The 17540-nt window shown below is 61.1% G+C and carries 14 protein-coding genes and 1 pseudogene; 4 read left to right on the top strand and 11 right to left on the bottom strand.

What is annotated here, in order from left to right; all coding sequences use genetic code 11:
- Window positions 1-716 precede the first annotated feature (716 nt).
- A protein-coding gene (locus tag KS03_RS29220) for an IS5-like element ISBugl2 family transposase (protein WP_085962346.1) occupies window positions 717-1534 on the bottom strand; the annotation gives its coding sequence in 2 pieces (ribosomal slippage) (window positions 717-1186 and window positions 1186-1534; 819 coding nt in all).
- A gap of 130 nt (window positions 1535-1664) precedes the next feature.
- Here KS03_RS29220 and KS03_RS32520 point away from each other — a divergent pair.
- Window positions 1665-2046, top strand: a pseudogene (locus KS03_RS32520) (transposase); the annotation flags it as partial.
- 147 nt (window positions 2047-2193) lie between these two features.
- Window positions 2194-3398, top strand: a protein-coding gene (locus KS03_RS00670) for an IS3-like element IS1417 family transposase (RefSeq protein ID WP_085962358.1) whose coding sequence is annotated in 2 segments (ribosomal slippage) — window positions 2194-2509 and window positions 2509-3398 — 1206 coding nt in all. Because the reading frame shifts where the segments join, the coding sequence is not laid out codon by codon here.
- A gap of 6 nt (window positions 3399-3404) precedes the next feature.
- On the opposite strand, the gene KS03_RS29210 is transcribed toward KS03_RS00670, so the two are convergent.
- The 5 genes from KS03_RS29210 to KS03_RS32385 form a co-directional block, all read right to left on the bottom strand.
- A protein-coding gene (locus KS03_RS29210) for an IS5 family transposase (protein ID WP_085962370.1) occupies window positions 3405-4210 on the bottom strand; the annotation gives its coding sequence in 2 pieces (ribosomal slippage) (window positions 3405-3880 and window positions 3880-4210; 807 coding nt in all).
- 370 nt (window positions 4211-4580) lie between these two features.
- Window positions 4581-5069 (bottom strand): hypothetical protein, encoded by a 489-nt coding sequence (locus tag KS03_RS29205; protein ID WP_080569430.1) that lies wholly within the window; start codon window positions 5067-5069, stop codon window positions 4581-4583.
- A 218-nt stretch (window positions 5070-5287) separates the two neighbouring features.
- Window positions 5288-7012, bottom strand: coding sequence for a methyl-accepting chemotaxis protein (locus KS03_RS00665; RefSeq protein WP_012734074.1), 1725 nt, complete (start codon window positions 7010-7012; stop codon window positions 5288-5290).
- Window positions 7013-7188: 176 nt separating this feature from the next.
- Complete coding sequence (locus tag KS03_RS00660; RefSeq protein WP_012732723.1) at window positions 7189-8886, bottom strand: methyl-accepting chemotaxis protein; 1698 nt, start codon at window positions 8884-8886, stop codon at window positions 7189-7191.
- A 39-nt stretch (window positions 8887-8925) separates the two neighbouring features.
- A complete protein-coding gene (locus KS03_RS32385; protein ID WP_017432531.1) occupies window positions 8926-9270 on the bottom strand; it encodes a hypothetical protein in 345 nt (114 codons plus the stop codon).
- A gap of 482 nt (window positions 9271-9752) precedes the next feature.
- Here KS03_RS32385 and KS03_RS00650 point away from each other — a divergent pair, with 482 nt between their 5' ends.
- Window positions 9753-11336, top strand: coding sequence for a methyl-accepting chemotaxis protein (locus KS03_RS00650; protein WP_012732724.1), 1584 nt, complete (start codon window positions 9753-9755; stop codon window positions 11334-11336).
- Window positions 11337-11459: 123 nt separating this feature from the next.
- Here the strand turns inward: KS03_RS00650 and KS03_RS33125 are convergent, their stop codons facing one another.
- The 4 genes from KS03_RS33125 to KS03_RS29190 all read right to left on the bottom strand — a co-directional run bounded on the left by KS03_RS33125 (window position 11460) and on the right by KS03_RS29190 (window position 14567).
- Window positions 11460-11600, bottom strand: coding sequence for a hypothetical protein (locus tag KS03_RS33125; RefSeq protein ID WP_017925058.1), 141 nt, complete (start codon window positions 11598-11600; stop codon window positions 11460-11462).
- 114 nt (window positions 11601-11714) lie between these two features.
- Entirely contained in the window at window positions 11715-12356 is a 642-nt protein-coding gene (locus KS03_RS33120; protein WP_026051358.1) for a tyrosine-type recombinase/integrase, read from the bottom strand.
- 497 nt (window positions 12357-12853) lie between these two features.
- The gene (locus KS03_RS00640) at window positions 12854-13450 is read right to left on the bottom strand and encodes an HD-GYP domain-containing protein (protein WP_017432949.1); all 597 of its coding nucleotides are present in this window, start codon (window positions 13448-13450) and stop codon (window positions 12854-12856) included.
- A gap of 299 nt (window positions 13451-13749) precedes the next feature.
- Window positions 13750-14567 (bottom strand): IS5-like element ISBugl2 family transposase gene (locus tag KS03_RS29190; protein WP_085962447.1). Its coding sequence is split into 2 segments (ribosomal slippage): window positions 13750-14219 and window positions 14219-14567, totalling 819 coding nucleotides; the frame shifts between segments, so codons are not numbered across the junction.
- Between the two features lie 202 nt (window positions 14568-14769).
- Here KS03_RS29190 and KS03_RS00635 point away from each other — a divergent pair.
- Window positions 14770-15789 carry an IS110 family RNA-guided transposase gene (locus KS03_RS00635; protein WP_045678676.1) on the top strand — a complete coding sequence of 340 codons (1020 nt, stop codon included), beginning with the start codon at window positions 14770-14772 and terminating at the stop codon, window positions 15787-15789.
- Window positions 15790-16147: 358 nt separating this feature from the next.
- Here KS03_RS00635 and KS03_RS00630 read toward each other — a convergent pair whose 3' ends face one another.
- Window positions 16148-17443 (bottom strand): O-acetylhomoserine aminocarboxypropyltransferase/cysteine synthase family protein, encoded by a 1296-nt coding sequence (locus KS03_RS00630; protein WP_012734070.1) that lies wholly within the window; start codon window positions 17441-17443, stop codon window positions 16148-16150.
- Window positions 17444-17540 lie beyond the last annotated feature (97 nt).

Raw genomic sequence — 17540 nt, 5'->3', positions numbered from 1 at the left:
GTTTCGCTCGACCCCCGGGGGGGAAAGCCGCCATTCGAGCGCCATCGAGACCAAGTGTGCCTCGACCGATGATGGGATCGCACCAATGATTGCATCTCATCTCTGATACGCCTTGCCGATTCACCGTATCCCCATCGCACCGGCCAGAAGAGCAGAAAGAAAACGACCAAACACATCGGGTGCCGCCTGTCAATCCGCAGGTTAATAAGGAAGTACATTGCATTCTCCGCGTGAAGGCTCAGGTACCCGGAAAACTAAACCTAATTACGACGCTCACATTGCCTGCTGAAGTCCGATAGGTGTTAATCCGGATCCCAGTAGAACGAGTTGCGCAGAGCCAGGCGGCGGCGTCAGTGGAGTAACGAGCGAACGCGCTTAAGCAGCAAGGAAAAATCGGCTGAGCGAGCTCCGGCGCGCTGATTTGGCGGCAGCTACTGAGCCATCGAATTAGCCAGCTAGTAACAAGAAGAGGGCTCGCGCGGAATCGGCACGGACGTCGACGACACGAAGCTTTGGCGGCTCCGACGGTCTCCCGCACATGGGTCTGCTCCACCAATTCGTTCCAATGCTCCTTTCTATCCACCTTTCTCCTTAATCGACCATATTTATCCATCATATGCGCGGCGCAAGGAGAAGTGTGCCGGAATGGTGAACAAGTAATACCGCGTATTTAACGTTGCTCGCAATGAAGCCCGTCAGAGTTTTTAGAGGCCAGTTCAAAAACCCTGCTCAGCTCGTCTGAAGATGTTCCAACAGATGAGCGAGCAGCCAAGTTTGAGGAATGCTTCGTGAATGTAGGCACGTCGCTCGAAGCGAGTGCGTAGGCGCCGGAAATTGTGGAGCCAGGAATGCGTACGTTCGACTACCCAACGATACTTGCCCAGACCACTGCCATGCTCGGTCCGGCGCTTGGCGATCACGGGCTTGATACCGCGTTCGCGCAACGCGCGACGATGTCGGGTGGAATCGTAGCCACGATCGGCGTAGACGACGCCGGGCTTCTGAAGCGGTCGGCCACGAACGCCGCGAATGGGTGGAATCGCATCAACGAGCGGCAGCAACTGCGTGACGTCGTTGGTGTTCGCGCCAGTCAGGATCGCAACGAGAGGAACGCCGTTGGCGTCTACGAGGACGTGGTGCTTGGAACCGGGTCGCGCGCGATCGGTGGGGTTCGGGCCAGTTTTTCGCCCGCCCCAACGGCGCGCACGGACGACGAATCGACCGCAGCGTATGACAGATCGATTTGGCCGGCCGCACGCAACTTGTCGAGAAGCAACTCGTGCAGTTGGTCCCATACACCAGCCTTTTGCCAGTCGCTCAATCGCCGCCAGCATGTGGCGCCCGAGCCAAAGCCCAGACGAGTCGGCAAGTGGTTCCAACGAATTCCCGTTTTGAACACGAACAGGATGCCGTTGAGAGCCGCACGGTCGGACACGCGCGGGCGACCAGGATCGCTCTTCGCTCGAAGCTTCGCAGGTGGCAGCAATGGTTCGATCAGTATCCACAGTTCGTCGTCAATGATTGGCGCTTCCATCCTTGGACTTCCGTTGTTCTGATGCCCAAGGTTAACAGCTTGCCGAGGAAGTAAACAGCCCCTCTCGGGAGTTTTTGAACTGGCCTCTTAGCGTACTGGGGTCATGAGATGATGAATGAACTGATGTCCGATGACCGTTGCAACAGTGACCAAGAGCAACCGTCCGAAGGCGCAGAGACTGTTCCACGATGAAATCGCCGATCAGTTGATTGCCCAGGTTTCGAGCAAGGATACCGAGTCGATCCTGTGTGAATCGGGCTGGTCGACCAGGTAAAGAAGCCGCTGGCTGAGCACATGCTCACGACCGAGTTGAAGCACTATCTGGAAGCCGAGACCGAGCAAGACAGGGCCGAACCACCGCAATGGTACGCGCCACAAGACGATCTCGCCGCCCACCGGCCTTATATCCGCAGTCGGTCGGCAACTACCACCGTCAGTTGCCGGCCTTCGACGACCACGTGATCAGCGTGTGTGCACGCGGCATGAGCGTTCGCGAGATCCAGGTCCATTTGTAACTGTACGGGTTGCAACCGACTCGCCAACGCCAGCAGCGCGACTTGCTTCGTGGAGCAGCCCCCTGAAACACCGGACACAGTCACCCACTTACAATAACGGGTAGGCATAAGACCGTGTTTTTGACTCACACCAGGCAGGAAGTGATGGACGTGTTGACGGGCCCGGAGCGTCGGCGGCGCTGGACGGCAGAGCAAAAGCTGGCGATGGTTCGCGAGAGTTTCGAGCCGGGGAAATCGGTTTCGATGGTAGCGCGCCAGCACGGCGTGAATCCGAACCAGCTCTTTCACTGGCGCAAGCTTTACCAGGATGGAAGCCTGTCGGCGGTCAAGGCTGGCGAGGAAGTGGTTCCGGCCTCGGAGCTGGCCGACGCGCTCAAACAGATTCGCGAGCTGCAGCGCATGCTCGGCAAGAAGACGATGGAGAACGAGATTCTTCGCGAGGCTGTCGAATACGGCCGGGCAAAAAAATGGATAGCGCACTCGCCATCGTTGCCGGAGGACAGCCAGTGAAACTGGTCTGCGAAGTCCTCGGCGTGTCGCGCTCGAACGTATCGGCACGCAGGTCACGCGAGGCGACTTGGCGCGACGCACGGCAGTCCAGAGCGACCCACGATGCACCAGTCGTCGAAGCCATTCAGCGGGTGATCAGCGAGCTGCCCAGCTACGGCTATCGACGCGTATGGGGAGCGTTGCGCCGCGAGCGCATTGCAGCGGGACAGGCACCGCTGAACGCCAAGCGCATTTACCGCGTAATGCGCATGCATGGCCTGCTGATGCAACGCAGAGCGACACCGGTTCGGCCGCAGCGCCGTCACGATGGCAAGGTTGCGGTGGAGCGCAGCAATCAACGGTGGTGTTCCGACGGCTTCGAGTTTCGCTGCGACAACGGCGAGCCGTTGCGCGTGACGTTCGCACTCGACTGCTGCGACCGCGAAGCGATGAGCTGGGCGGCCACGACGGCCGGCCATAGCGGCGACATCGTGCGCGACGTGATGCTGGCTGCGGTGGAAAGCCGGTTTGGGGATGTGCTGCATACCGAGTCCGAAATCGAGTGGCTGAGCGACAACGGCTCGGGCTATACGGCCGAGGAGACGCGTCAGTTTGCGGCGCTGCTCGGCCTGAAGCCGTTGACCACGCCGGTGTGCAGCCCGCAGAGCAACGGCATGGCGGAAAGCTTCGTGAAGACCATGAAGCGCGATTACGTCGCTATCATGCCGAAGCCGGACGCAGCGACCGCGGCCAGGAATCTGGCCATCGCATTCGAGCACTACAACGAAAAGCATCCCCATAGCGCGTTGAAGTACCGCTCGCCTCGCGAGTTTCGACGTTCGACGGATTCAGCAACCTAAGAGTCGCTAACACAAGTCATCCACGAATCTGGAGCAGATGACGGCGGCAGCCAGGACAAGCAGAGCGGTATGAATATCGAGGCGTCGTTCGAAGCGAATTCGAAGCTTGCCGAATCCGGCGAACCAGGCATGCGTACGCTCGACGACCCAACGATGCCTGCCCAGCCGTTCGCTGCTTTCGATACCGCGGCGTGCAATACGAGCCTTGATGCCGCGCTGTCTCAGATAACGTCGACAACGCCCGAAGTCATACCCTTTGTCAGCGTGCAGTTTGCTCGGGCGCTTGCGTGGCGGACCGTTCAGCCCGGGTACCGCAGGAATGGCATCGAGCGTGGACTCGAATGCCATCGAATCGTGGCGGTTGGCTCCCGTGATCGTGACGGCCAGAGGAATGCCGCGTGCATCTACGACGATGTGTCGCTTCGATCCGAGCTTGCCGCGGTCGGTCGGGTTGGGGCCGGTTTCCTGGCCCCCCGGGGGCTGGAGACGCTGGCTCCATCGAGGCTGGCGCGTTCCCAATCGATCTGGTCGTGCTCACGCAGCCGACGCAGCATCGCCAGATGCAGCCGGCGCCATACACCGGCCGCTTGCCAGTCTCGCAGACGTCGCCAACACGTCATGCCACTGCCGAAGCCCAGTTCTTGCGGGAGGTCTTCCCACGGGATACCGGTTTGCAGCACATATAGGATGCCGTTGAGCGCAGCTCGGTCATCGACCGTGCGCCGCCGTCCGCCCTTGGGCGATGGGGTGAATTCCGGAATCAGCGGTTCCAGCTCCACCCACAACTCGTTGCTGATTTTGCGTCTTGCCATATCGCAGACGATACGACTTCTGCTACGTCATGTCTAGGTTATGTTAGCGGCTCTAAGTGGGTGCCGTGTCCTGAGTTACGGGGGCAACTCCACTTCGACAAAGCTATAGCCATGTTTGAGGTCCAGACGCACCGCTTGCTGCTTGAATTCGGGGGAAACGGACGACGTTGCTTCCGCATCAGACACCGCTCCATGACGAGCATTCTCGCCTAAATCGGTGTCCAGATCGGCTAGACCACTATAAACACGCTCTCAACTTGCAGAGCGCGTGTTTGGGCGGGCAAAAAATGATCAAAAACGGAATAGTTTCCCGGAAAGTGCGCATGCACATTTTGCGAAGCCTGTTGACTTACAGAGACCGATTTGTTAATTATGAAATGAATTTCATGAGCATATCCTGCAGAGAACAAATTTCGCGATCGGCATTTTCGAGCAACGCTGTCATTCTGCGAATGTTTTTTTCGCAGCTTTGGAATAAATTCGCCATTGCTTCGTTTAATGCCCCGGTCGAAACTTCGTTCATTGCCTGCGGATCAGAGAAATCGCGCAGGCGCGAGATTGCCTGCTCCAAAATAGAGTGCATGAGTACGGCCGACCGCCGCGCACCATCCAGGTGACACGGAGCCGTCAATGAGAAAATAGCTTCTAGGAATGCGGCAGCATCCGCCATATACGGCCGCTTTCGACTCGATATGCGGATAGACTCAAGTACCGCTCTTCGCAACGAGACAATCTCATCGCGCCTCTTATCAATAGCAGTCGTCGCTACGTCATGCAATCTCATAAAATTACAAATACGAGCGATCTGCGCGGATTTCCATTCCGCGTCTTGATAACATGGAAAGCTAACATTAGTCATGTTTCCACCTCAAAGACTTCCGATTATCATTTTATTACGTCCAATGCTGTTGCGCGTGATCTCATACATCGGCGAGTCGACGTGCATCTGGTTGGTCCGCGCACAATAGGAGAACGGTCAGAGCCTCGGCCGGCGATCATGTGACTCGCCAACCGTGAAATCGAGGTGCACCTCCCAGCCTTCGTCTTCGGCGTGCTTTGTCGCCGTCGTGACGGAATTTAGAAGTTCTGCCAATCCGACTGCGACGCGTAGGCTGGCGCGCCAGCCGCCGCCAGCTCGGGTGCCGCGCCTCGTCCGCGTACCGCGGCCAACTTGGGTCGTGCCACAGGTGCGCGGCGCGGCGCGGGCGCGCGCGCTCGCGGGCTTTCGTTAGGCACGCTGGCGCGGCTCGCAGAGATGCGGAACACCGAAATCATGTCCTTCAAGCTCGAAGACTGAGAGGACATCGACTGCGCGGCCGCGGCCGCCTCTTCCACCAGCGCCGCGTTTTGCTGCGTCACCTCATCCATTTGCGTGACCGCCTGATTCACCTGCTCGATACCCTTGCGCTGCTCTTGCGAAGCAGCGGAGATTTCCTCCATGAGGTCCGTAACTCGGGCCACGGCGCTGACCACTTCCTTCATCGTGGCCCCAGCCTCAGCTACCAGCGCTCCCCCCTTATTCACTCCGTCGACCGACTCTGTAATCAGATCCTTGATCTCCTTGGCCGCCGCGGCACTGCGTTGCGCAAGCGTGCGCACCTCGCCCGCCACCACCGCGAATCCGCGGCCCTGCTCGCCGGCGCGCGCGGCCTCCACGGCCGCGTTGAGCGCAAGGATGTTGGTCTGGAATGCGATGCCTTCGATCGTGACGATGATGGACGACATGCGGCCCGCTCGCTCGCTGATTTCCTGCATTGTGTCCACGACTCGGCTCACGACCGTGCCGCCATGCTCGGCCACTTCGGAGGCGTTCTTCGCCACGCTGCTGCCTTGCTGCGCGTTGTCCGCGTTCTGCTTGACCGCCGAAGTCAGCTGCTCCATGCTCGCGGCGGTCTCTTCCAACGAGGCGGCCTGCTCCTCGGTGCGTTGGCTGAGATCGACGTTACCGGACGCGATTTCCGAGGACGCGGTCGCAATGCTGTCGGCGCTCTGCTGGATGTCGCCCACCATCCGGGCAAGCCGAGCGTTCATCTCCTTGAGCGCGGCAAGCAGCATGGCCGTCTCGTCCTTGCCGCTCACATCGATGTCCGAGGTGAGATCGCCTTGCGCGACAGTCTGCGCGACGGTGACAGCGCGGTTGAGCGGCCGGGTGATGGAGCGCGTGATCAGGATCGCAATGCCGATGCCGGCGGCCACCGCCACCGCCACCAGCATGACCGTGCCGCGCACCGCCGAGTGGTACGAAGTCAAGGCGGATGCGCTGGCTGAATCACTGCGTTCCCGACTCGCCTGTACCGCTGCCTCGACCACCTTCACGAAGCTCGCGAACTCGGTTGCACTTCCCCTGGTCGCCAGCGTCCGCATCTCAAGCGCATCGGTTTTGCCCGCTGCGACTGCCTCCTGCAATCGCTGATCGTTTTTCAGGAAAATCGCCCAGGCGGCTTCGATGTCCTGGGTGAGCCGTGCGCCGTCGGACGATTTCGCCAGCGACTTATAGCTGGCAAACAGGCTTTCGTACTGCCGCAGCGCCGTGTCGTGAGCCTCCCGCTGCGCGTTGCGCCCTTGCTGGTCGGCCTCAAGCAGGCCTCGCAGGGTCGCGCGCCGAACGGTATTGGCCGTCGCTCGGACATCGCTGAGCGTCTGAACAGTTGGCAGGATCTCGCCGGAGATTTCCTCGGTTTTCTGATACACCTTGCCGATCTGCCAGATCGCCATCGCGCCGATCACACACACGAGCCCGACTGAAATGGCGAAGCCAATCGCCAGCCGGCTGCCAATCTTAAGATTAACTAGAAAGGACATTACATTCTCCACATTAAAACGCAAGACATCGGAAAGACAAATGTAACTACGACGCCCGGGTGGCTTGCTGAAGAACGCTAGGTGTTTGTCCTTATTAGGGGTAACCCGCTCCCCGCGTTTGGTGTCGATCCAGAGAGCGGCGGCAACGAAAAGGCGATTGATCGCCTGCTCGCAGGTCAGGACGTGGCCCACTCGCCGCTTCCCGTCCTAGCCGCAGCCAGCCGGGGCTGCGCCGGCTCATAGCGGCGCTTCGCCTGCTTCGGCCCGACGCTAACGGACTGCTTCACCGGTGCAGCGAGCTCCGTCTGCGCCCTTGCATCGACCCGGAAGATGGACACCGTGGCCCGCAGGCTTTCCGCCTGATCCGCCATCGACTGCGCCGCGGCCGTGGCCTGCTCCACCAGCGCCGCGTTCTGCTGGGTGACCTCGTCCATCTGCGCCACGGCCGTGTTGATCTGTTCGATTCCCGTGCTTTGCTCCGCCGACGCCGACGCGATCTCGCCCATGATGTCGGTGACCCGCTGTACCGAACGGACGATCTCATCCATGGTCGCGCCAGCGCCGGCAACCAATTGCGAGCCGGCAGCCACGTGCGACGCCGACGTTTCGATCAGTGCCTTGATTTCCTTGGCCGCCACCGCACTGCGCTGCGCCAGGGTGCGCACTTCCCCTGCGACGACGGCAAAGCCGCGGCCCTGCTCGCCTGCGCGTGCTGCCTCGACCGCCGCGTTGAGTGCCAGAATATTGGTCTGGAAAGCGATCCCCTCGATCACGGAAATGATCTCGGTAACCTTGCGCGAGCTCGACGTGATGTCTTCCATGGTGCCCACCACTTGACGGACCACGTCACCGCCAGACGCAGCGGTCTGCGACGCCGTGACCGCGAGCGCGCTGCCCTGCCGGGCATTGTCAGTATTGTGCTTCACCGCCGAGGTCACTTCTTCCATGCTGGCAGACGTCTCTTCGAGCGATGCCGCCTGCTCTTCGGTGCGCTGCGAGAGAGCGACATTGCCCTGGGCAACCTCGTTGGCGGCAACCGAGATGGATTCGGCCGAGGTCTTGATGCCGTGCACGATCGACGTGAGCCTGGCGCGCATCGATTCCAGCGATGCCATGAGGCTGGTCGAATCGCTAGGCTTCAGGTGCAAATCCACCATCAGATTGCCATTGGCGATTTCCGCCGCCACGGACTGCGCGAAACCGGGTTCGCCGCCGAGCTGGCTCAGGATGCTGCGCGTAATGAGGATTGCGGTCACGGCTGCCAGAAGCAGCGAACCGGCAACGATGGCTGCGATCAGTACGCGAACGCTAGAGTACGTGCGCACCGCGTCATGTTGCGCTTGGTCGTTGAGCTGGTCCTCGAAATCGACCAGCTCGACCGCGTGTGCCAGCCAACTCTGTTGTAGCGGCCTGACGTTCTGCAGCAGTTCCCGAGTAGCGCCAGCCATATCATTCGACAAACCCAACTGAGTGGCCTTGCGCAATGCAGGCTGGGCCGCCGCTTCGTCCTGCTCGAGCTGGACGAGGAGCGTTTTCTCTCGCTGCGTCGTGCCGAGTTCGTCCGCAAGCGTCTTCGCCAGTGTCTGATAGGCGTCGGCGTAGATTTTCTCCTGCCTGCTAATGCGCTCCACCTCCTTGGCCGTTCCCTGCGCATCGGTAAGCAATGCCAAGTTTCTCACAGCAATAGCGCGGTCCAGTATCGATACGCGCAACCGGTTAGCCAGCTTCGCTTCGGTGTTGTTCACCGTGACAGCGTTCAGTTGCTCGTTCAACTGTGACAACCCGTAAAAACCGATCGCCGCAACTGCCAGCAACAATGCCATCAGCAACCCGAACCCGGTGATTAGGCGGGCGGATACAGTCATGTTTTTCATTGCGGCTCCCAGACCGTGCAGATTATCTTGTCAACTTGTTTACGTTCGCTTCCAAACTGGCTGAAGGGTTGGGGAGCCCCACTGATTGCATTCTCGTTGACCTTGATCAAGGTTCGCTGATCGTTCCCCCTCTGCGAGTTGTTCGAGGCGCTCCTGCGCATCCAGATATTGGTCGCTCGAAACAGCCCGCCAGTCGGCCTCGGAGGCACTCATCAGCCCCACTTTTGCCCGTCCCCCCTCCGCTCGCGCCTCGCTCTCCGAGATACAGTCGTGCCATTCGGCCGCGAGCGCGATCCCCGCGACGAGATCATCGATCTCGCGGTAGAACACGTCGGCCGAGGCGAACTCCACCAGCAGAGCGGCCTGTCCACCGCGAATGGGCATGCGCCGATACCGGGCGAGCAGCTTGGGCTTGGCCGCTTTCTCAGCGCGCCCGCCTGGCGCCTGGGTAGCTCGGCGCGAGCGCGTAATTCCGCACGCAGCAGAGTCGCGAGTCTTCGAGCGCCTTGCGCACCCAGTTGCTTGGTGGCCGCGGCGACTTCAGCGAGCCCCATGTTGGTCACGTCGGCGAGGAGCAGCACGAACATATCCTGCCGTACCGCAGCGCCGATATGCAGCCTCGTCTGGCATACGGAATCCCGATACACGCGCTATCGGATCGATCTTCCGCGTGCGAGATAAGTTAATCGTGCTTGAGACATCGTTTGCGCGTCTGTACTTTTGAAATCGCGAGATCAATTCGGCAACAAATACCTCCACACAATCCTAAACGAGTCAATTTTCCCGATTCTGCGACGCCAACATCACTTCAGCAACCAAAACAGTTGCCGTCATTGCACACAATTCACAAACCAATCGGGAACGCTATGAAAAAACTGACCGTAGGCCAGAAGCTCGCTGGTGCGTTCGGAATCGTCATACTGATTTCGCTGATCGGCAGCGCGATCTCCATCGTCAATTTCCTGCGCCTGAACGACGCCAACGGATGGAACATCCATAGTTATCGCGTGCTGCGAGCGAACGACGAGATGTTGGCCAACATGGTCAACATGGAGACGGGGGTACGCGGCTATGTGATCTCCGGGGACGACAAATTTCTCGATCCCTATCTGGCCGGCCAAGGCCAATTCGCCAAGGCGTACGAAGTCATCCGCGGCCTCACCTCGGACAACGCCGCCCAGCAACAGCGCCTGGAGGAACTGCTGCAGTTGCGCAACAAGGTGGGCAGCGTCGCCGAAAAGCTGATCGGGATGAGACGCGACGTCAACGCGGGAACCCAGCCGCTGAGCGCGCTCACGGATGAATTCAAGCTGAGCAAGGACAAGCAGTTCATGGATCGCTACCGTGCGGTGGCCGCCGACGTCGGCAGTGCCGAACAGGCCCTGCTGGACCAGCGCTCCGGCGAGGTTGCCACGATGACCACCGCCACCATGTTCACCTTGACGGCCGCCGGCCTGATCACGATCACTCTTGCGATTGTGTTGGGCATCGTCATTACGCGCGGCATCCTCCGGGCGCTGGGCGGCGAGCCCGCCGCGGCCGCGAGCGTGGCCAGCCGCATCGCGCAGGGCGACCTCTCGGTGGCGGCGCCGGTTCGCGACAAGGATCAAAGCAGCCTGATGGCGTCGCTGGAGGGCATGCGGCAGCAACTGAGGGGCATCGTCGCGGGCATCCAGTCGTCCGCCGAGTCGATCAAGTCAGCCGCGGGTGAAATCGCCCAAGGCAATCTGGACCTGTCGCAACGCACCGAAGAGCAAGCCGCCTCGCTGGAGGAAACCGCCGCGAGCATGGAGCAGTTGACCTCGACCGTCCGGCAGAACACCGATAGCGCGAAGCAGGCCAACATGCTCGCCACCAATGCGTGCGACGTGGCGGTGCGCGGCGGTAACGTCGTGGACCAGGTCGTCGAATCGATGAAGTCGATCTCGGAAAGCTCCGGCAAGGTATCGCAAATCATCACGGTAATCGAGGGCATTGCTTTCCAGACCAACATCCTGGCGCTCAACGCCGCGGTGGAAGCCGCGCGCGCGGGCGAACAGGGCCGAGGGTTTGCCGTCGTGGCGGGCGAGGTGCGCACGCTCGCCCAGCGCAGCGCCAGCGCCGCCAAGGAAATCAAAGATCTCATCGAACGCTCGGTAGATCACGTGGCAACTGGACGGGAGCAGGTCAATCGGGCGGGCGCCACCATGTCCGAGATCGTCAAGTCGGTGCGCCAGGTCACCGACATCATGGGCGAGATCGCCTCGGCATCCGACGAGCAGGGCACGGGCATCGAACAGGTCAACACCGCGGTCAGCCAGATGGACGCGGTGACCCAGCAAAACGCGGCCCTGGTGGAACAAGCCTCGGCCGCGGCGCAGGCCATGGCCGAACAGGCCGCCACGCTTCGTGACGCGGTGGCCTTCTTCCGGATCGCGACGGCCGACGGCAGAGGTGCGGCCTGGCAGTAAGCCGGCGCCGCTCGACGCGGTCGGCGACACCGGATACCGAGTAACGATTTCCCGAGAAAGGCGGCTGGCGCGGGTGCCCGTGGCCGTGCCGCGTTCATCCCGACCCGCCCGCCGGCCTCTCGCTTACTTGGTTCGGCGGGCAGCCAGACGCGCATGATACTTCGGGCTCTCTTGGCGCATGCGCTGCTGCTCGGCGTTGACGTAGATCGTGGTGGTGTGCAGCGAGCCATGGCCCAGCACCTGCAGCGGCACCTCGATCGCCATGCCGGCCGCGGCCGACTGCGTGCCGGAACGCGTGCGGCGAGGTCGCGGCCAGTTGCCGGCAGGCCGACTCCTCCCAGTCCGGCAGTTGCTCGAGCAGACGCCTGAGGGCCCGTGTCACGACCCGGCGCACGGGGTATAGCCGGCCGCGCGCGTCACCTCTCCCGCGTCGGTCACGCCGAATTTTTCCCGACTGGCCGGCGTGGGCGGCACCACCGTCGGCGCCACCAGCGGCACGCCGTCGGCCGCAGCGCCGGGAGCGTCCAGATCCAGGCCGCGGTCCTGCCAGTGCTCGCGCAGTGCCTGCACGGTGTCCTCGGTCAGCGGCACGATGCGCTCCTTGCTGCCCTTGCCGATCAAGCGCAGCATCCAGGTCGCGGGCGTCTCGTCCTCGGCAGGCCACCACTGCAACCCGCCCCGCTCCACCGTCACGGCCTCCTCGACTCTCAGGCCCGCGTCGCCCATCAGCAGCACCAACGCACGCACCACGCGCCAGTCCGGGCCCTGTGGCCCCAAGCCATCGGCGCGGTCGGCGAGTTCCGCGCGCACCCAGCTCCATACGTCGATCGGTAGCGCCCGCTGCGCCTGCAGCTTGGTCGCCCGCTTGACGGGCTTCGGGTCGGTTACGGCCACCCACGGGTTGCCAGCCTGGTAACGCACCTTCACCAGCCAGTCGAACGCCGCGCGCAGCGTGCGCACGGCATAGCGCTGGCTGTCGAGCGACAGCGGCCTCAGGGCAAACGGGCGCCAGCGGCCCACGGAACGTGTCCGAGGGGTTGGTCAAAAACGCCTTGTAGGCTTCGCAGTCCTCCACCCTCATCGACGACAGCGCGGTGCCGCGCTCGACCACGCACCAGAGCAGCAGGCGTTCGAGCTCGCGGCGGTAGCTGCGCAACGTATTGGGCGCATCGGTGTAGCGGTTCAAGTAGGCCGCGATCGCATCCAGGTCGTGAGAGGTGGCCTCGCAAATTCGGACAGACGGGTAAGTGGAATGCCCGGGGCCTGAGCCAGGCCTCCACGATTCCCGGTGCGGTTCATCTCGACGTGGCGTGAATTGACCGAGGTCGCCCAGAATCCGTCTGCCGCGTGAAACATTCAGGTCGAGCTTGCGCCCGTTGTCTACATACGTCGCTACCTGACAGGGCCCGCTGCGGGGAATCGATGGCCGTGGTAGAAGAGCGCTTGCGGTTTCATCACTCCATCTTACGCGACCATGCCCGCCAACATGACAGCGCCGTCGAGGGTAACTGTCGTTATCAGTTGCGCTGCAGCGCAACAAAAGCGCTCACGACATCGGAATCGAAATGCGTTCCCGAGTTGGCCTGGATGAGGTCAACTGCGCTCCCGGCCGGCATAGCATCGTGGTATGGGCGGTTCGTCGTCAATGCATCGAAGCAATCTACGACAGCAATGATTCTCGACCAGAATGGAATACAGTTTGCCCTCAGGCTGGATGGATAGCCTGTTCCATCGTACCGTTCGTGATGATGGAGTACGGCGTCGGCAATCAGCGCGCTGGCCGCGCCTCGCGGATTCTGTGATGACAGAATCCTCTCGCCGATGGCGCTGTGGGCCTGGATCACTTTAAACTCCGTGTGGTCGAGTACGCCGGGCTTGAACAGCACCTTGTCGGGAATGGCGATTTTACCGATGTCGTGTGCGAATCCCGCTTCGCGCAGCATGACGAGCTCTACATCGCGCACCCCCAATGCGCGCCCCAACGATTCTGCGAGCAAACCCACCCGCAGACAATGGTTGGACGTATCACTGTCCCGTTCGTCCAACGCGACGAGCAGCGCCCGGTTCACATGGCAACATTCCAGATAAGTGGCACGAGTGGTGACATTCGACATTGCATTCCTACTTTATTGAAAAGATTGGTGTCCGGAGGGGCGTCACGAGGCCGGCCCGCCGGTGGGTGAAAGTGCTTTGGCCGCCCACCCCAGCTAAGCGAGCCTTGCAGCAAACAGCAGCCGCGGAATGTCCTCTTAGCTGCTGATTTTCACCGGGCTTTACCCACCGATTTCAGCTAAGTCTGACCCGCCACGAGACAGCGTAGTACATCTTTTCCGGTGTGGATAATTCTTCGTTACCCGCTGATTTTGCTGCTCTCTTTCTCATTGTCTTCGCCTAGGCAGAGTTAGAGGCCAGTTCAAAAACCCTGCTCAGCTCGTCTGAAGATGTTCCAACAGATGATCGAGCAGCCAAGTTTGAGGAATGCTTCGTGAATGTAGGCACGTCGCTCGAAGCGAGTGCGTAGGCGACGGAAATTGTGGAGCCAGGAATGCGTACGTTCGACCACCCAACGATACTTGCCCAGACCACTGCCATGCTCGGTCCGGCGCTTGGCGATCACGGGCTTGATACCGCGTTCGCGCAACGCGCGACGATGTCGGGTGGAATCGTAGCCGCGATCGGCGTAGACGACGCCGGGCTTCTGAAGCGCTCGGCCACGAACGCCGCGAATGGGTGGAATCGCATCAACGAGCGGCAGCAACTGCGTGACGTCGTTGGTGTTCGCGCCAGTCAGGATCGCAACGAGAGGAACGCCGTTGGCGTCTACGAGGACGTGGTGCTTGGAACCGGGTCGCGCGCAATCGGTGGGGTTCGGGCCAGTTTTTCGCCCGCCCCAACGGCGCGCACGGACGACGAATCGACCGCAGCGTATGACAGGTCGATTTGGCCGGCCGCACGCAACTTGTCGAGAAGCAACTCGTGCAGTTGGTCCCATACACCAGCCTTTTGCCAGTCGCTCAATCGCCGCCAGCATGTGGCGCCCGAGCCAAAGCCCAGACGAGTCGGCAAGTGGTTCCAACGAATTCCCGTTTTGAACACGAACAGGATGCCGTTGAGAGCCGCACGGTCGGACACGCGCGGGCGACCAGGATCGCTCTTCGCTCGAAGCTTCGCAGGTGGCAGCAATGGTTCGATCAGTATCCACAGTTCGTCGTCAATGATTGGCGCTTCCATCCTTGGACTTCCGTTGTTCTGATGCCCAAGGTTAACAGCTTGCCGAGGAAGTAAACAGCCCCTCTCGGGAGTTTTTGAACTAATGATATGAACGCGTCCCACCCCTGAATGTAGCGCAAAGGAAGGTGGATCCCGCGGGCCAACGGCATCGATGTGCCCAGGTGGAAAATGCACGCATTTCCCGGCAACCGGAGGATCCGAAATGAATGCTACGCCTGTTGGAATCGACATTGCAAAAAGTGTCTTTCAAGTGCACTACGTCGCCCCGGAAACCGGCGAAATCGTGAACAAGCAGATCAAGCGCTCGCAGTTTCTCGAATATTTCGCAAATCGTGCGCCGTGCATGATCGGGATGGAAGCGTGCGGTAGCGCCTATCACTGGGCAAGACAGCTGATGCAGATGGGACATCAGGTTAAGTTGATGCCAGCGAAGTTTGTGAAGGCATTCAACGTTGGCAACAAAAACGATGCGATGGACGCGCAAGCGATCTGGCTGGCAGTCCAGCAGCCACGGAAGGCGGTGGCGGTAAAAAGCGAAATGCAGCAGGCGGTGCTGATGATGCATCGTCAGCGGGAACAACTGGTGAAGTTCCGTACGATGCAGATCAACGGCTTGCGCGGGATGTTGGCCGAGTTCGGCGAGGTGATGGGTAAAGGCCGCACCGCGATGATCAAAGCAGTCCAGGACGCCCTCGCGCGTGCCGAAGCGCGGCTGCCGAAACTGCTGATCGATACACTGCGCGAGCAGTGGGCGCGGGTCAATAAGCTGGATGAGGAAATCGCGACGATCGAGCGGCGGTTGCGCGAATGGAAGAAGGACGACAAGGCGGTACAGGCGGTTATCGAGATTCCGGGCGTTGGCCTGCTGACGGCGACGGCAGCAGTCGCGATGATGGGTGATCCGAAAGCATTCAAGTCTGGGCGCGAGTTCGCGGCATGGGCCGGATTAGTGCCGAAGCAGACTGGCACCGGCGGCAAGGTGAGCCTCCACGGGATCAGCAAGCGCGGCGACACCTACCTGCGCACTTTGCTGATCCACGGCGCTCGATCTGTACTGACGAATGCGAAGGAGCCTGGTCCGTGGGTTGAGGGCATGAAGAAGCGGCGACCATCGAACGTGGTAGTGGTTGCGTTGGCAAACAAGATGGCGCGGACGATCTGGACGGTGCTCGCCCATGACAGGCCGTACAGGAAAGATCACGTGAGCGTGAAGTCGGCATAACCGTGGTCGCACGGCTTGTAAGATTAACGTTTAACACAGGGTGAACGTCGAAAGGTTGCGTTGGCAATCGTGTGAGATGACAAGACAGGTCGGACCGGGACTCGCAAAACCTGGTAAGAGGCATGAGCTTCGAGCTCGTTGAACTAATGAGGTGCGAGTCAGCGGATTTCATAGGGGCCCGCAGCGGAACGTCGGCTGCAACAAGGCCGAATACATAGCTGCAACCCATTCTGTCGAAGTCGGAACACCTGAAAACTTGCGCAAAGGGACGCGTTCATACATGGCCTCTTAGTACGAAACAGCATGGAACGTGACGAGGGATAATCTCCCCCGAATGGAACCGGTATTGCATGTGCGCTCAGGTGCGCGTCAGCGCCTGATCGAGATCGGCGAGCAGGTCGTCGATATGCTCAATGCCGATCGACAGTCGCACGGTTTCCTCGCTGACGCCGGCTTGGCGCAGTTCGTCGGGCGAAAGCTGGCGGTGCGTGGTGGAAGCAGGGTGGGTGGCGAGCGATTTGGCGTCGCCGATATTGACGAGCCGCGTGAACAGGCGCAACGCGTCCTGGAACGCCGCGCCGGCTGCGCGGCCGCCCTTCACGCCGAACGTCAGGATGCCCGGCCCACGCCCGCCGAGATAGCGTTGCGCCAGCGCGTGATCGGGATGTTCAGGCAGCCCCACGTAGTTGACCCACTCCACACGCGCATGCTGCTTCAGGAGTTGCGCCACGCGCAGCGCGTTGTCGGTGATCCGTTCGAGCCGCAGCGCGAGCGTTTCGATGCCTTGCAGGATCAGGAAAGCATTGAACGGCGAGATCGCCGCGCCGGTGTTGCGCAGCGGCACTACGCGCGCGCGGCCAATATAGGCCGCCGGCCCGAACGCTTCGGTGTACACCACGCCGTGGTAGCTGACATCGGGCTCGTTCAGGCGCGGGTATCGCGCCTTGTGTTCGACCCAGGGGAATGCTCCCGAATCGACGATCGCACCGCCGAGGCTGGTGCCGTGGCCGCCCAGGTATTTCGTCAGCGAATGCACGACGATGTCGGCGCCGTGCTCGATCGGCCGCAACAGGAATGGCGATGGCACCGTGTTGTCGACGATCAGCGGAATACCGTGGCTGTGCGCGAGCTCGGCGAGCTTGGCGATATCGGTCAGATTGCCGAGCGGGTTGCCCACCGATTCGACGAAGATCGCCTTGGTGCGAGCGTCGATCAGCGACGCGAACGATTCCGACTCGCGCGGATCTGCGAAGCGTGTTTGAATGCCCGACAGCGGCAGCGTGTGCGCGAACAGATTGTAGGTGCCGCCGTACAGCGTGCTGGCCGACACGATGTTGTCGCCGGCTTCGGCGATCGTCTGGATCGCGTAGGATACGGCGGCCTGTCCGGAGGCCAGCGCCAGCGCGGCAACGCCGCCTTCGAGCGCTGCCACGCGCTGCTCGAGAACGTCCTGCGTCGGATTCATTATGCGCGTGTAGATATTGCCGGGCACCTTGAGATCGAACAGGTCGGCGCCGTGCTGCGTGTCGTCGAACGCATAGGCCACGGTCTGATAGATTGGCACCGCGACGGCGCGCGTCGTCGGGTCGGGCCGGTAGCCGCCGTGCACGGCCAGCGTTTCGAGACGCCACGCCGGTTGTTTCGGTTCAGTCATGTCGCCACTCCGTAGCGTCGGGATCGGTCCGATTCTAGGATGCAAAGGCCGCGGCCCTTAGCGGCATTTCGTATTTGCTTAGCAGACCGTTGAAATA

Origin of the sequence: Burkholderia glumae LMG 2196 = ATCC 33617 (assembly GCF_000960995.1) — a bacterium.
GTDB classification, from domain to species: Bacteria; Pseudomonadota; Gammaproteobacteria; order Burkholderiales; family Burkholderiaceae; genus Burkholderia; species Burkholderia glumae.
The sequence above is the reverse complement of the archived record's forward strand: the minus strand, read 5'-3'. Positions and strand labels throughout refer to the sequence as shown.

Excerpts from the sequence above, each read along its gene's own strand:
- KS03_RS29205 (WP_080569430.1), bottom strand. The coding sequence starts at position 5,069 with ATGACTAATGTTAGCTTTCCATGTTATCAAGACGCGGAATGGAAATCC.
- KS03_RS00665 (WP_012734074.1), bottom strand. The coding sequence starts at position 7,012 with ATGTCCTTTCTAGTTAATCTTAAGATTGGCAGCCGGCTGGCGATTGGC.
- KS03_RS00660 (WP_012732723.1), bottom strand. The coding sequence starts at position 8,886 with ATGAAAAACATGACTGTATCCGCCCGCCTAATCACCGGGTTCGGGTTG.
- KS03_RS32385 (WP_017432531.1), bottom strand. The coding sequence starts at position 9,270 with ATGCCCATTCGCGGTGGACAGGCCGCTCTGCTGGTGGAGTTCGCCTCG.
- KS03_RS00650 (WP_012732724.1), top strand. The coding sequence starts at position 9,753 with ATGAAAAAACTGACCGTAGGCCAGAAGCTCGCTGGTGCGTTCGGAATC.
- KS03_RS33125 (WP_017925058.1), bottom strand. The coding sequence starts at position 11,600 with ATGGCGATCGAGGTGCCGCTGCAGGTGCTGGGCCATGGCTCGCTGCAC.
- KS03_RS00640 (WP_017432949.1), bottom strand. The coding sequence starts at position 13,450 with ATGTCGAATGTCACCACTCGTGCCACTTATCTGGAATGTTGCCATGTG.
- KS03_RS00635 (WP_045678676.1), top strand. The coding sequence starts at position 14,770 with ATGAATGCTACGCCTGTTGGAATCGACATTGCAAAAAGTGTCTTTCAA.
- KS03_RS00630 (WP_012734070.1), bottom strand. The coding sequence starts at position 17,443 with ATGACTGAACCGAAACAACCGGCGTGGCGTCTCGAAACGCTGGCCGTG.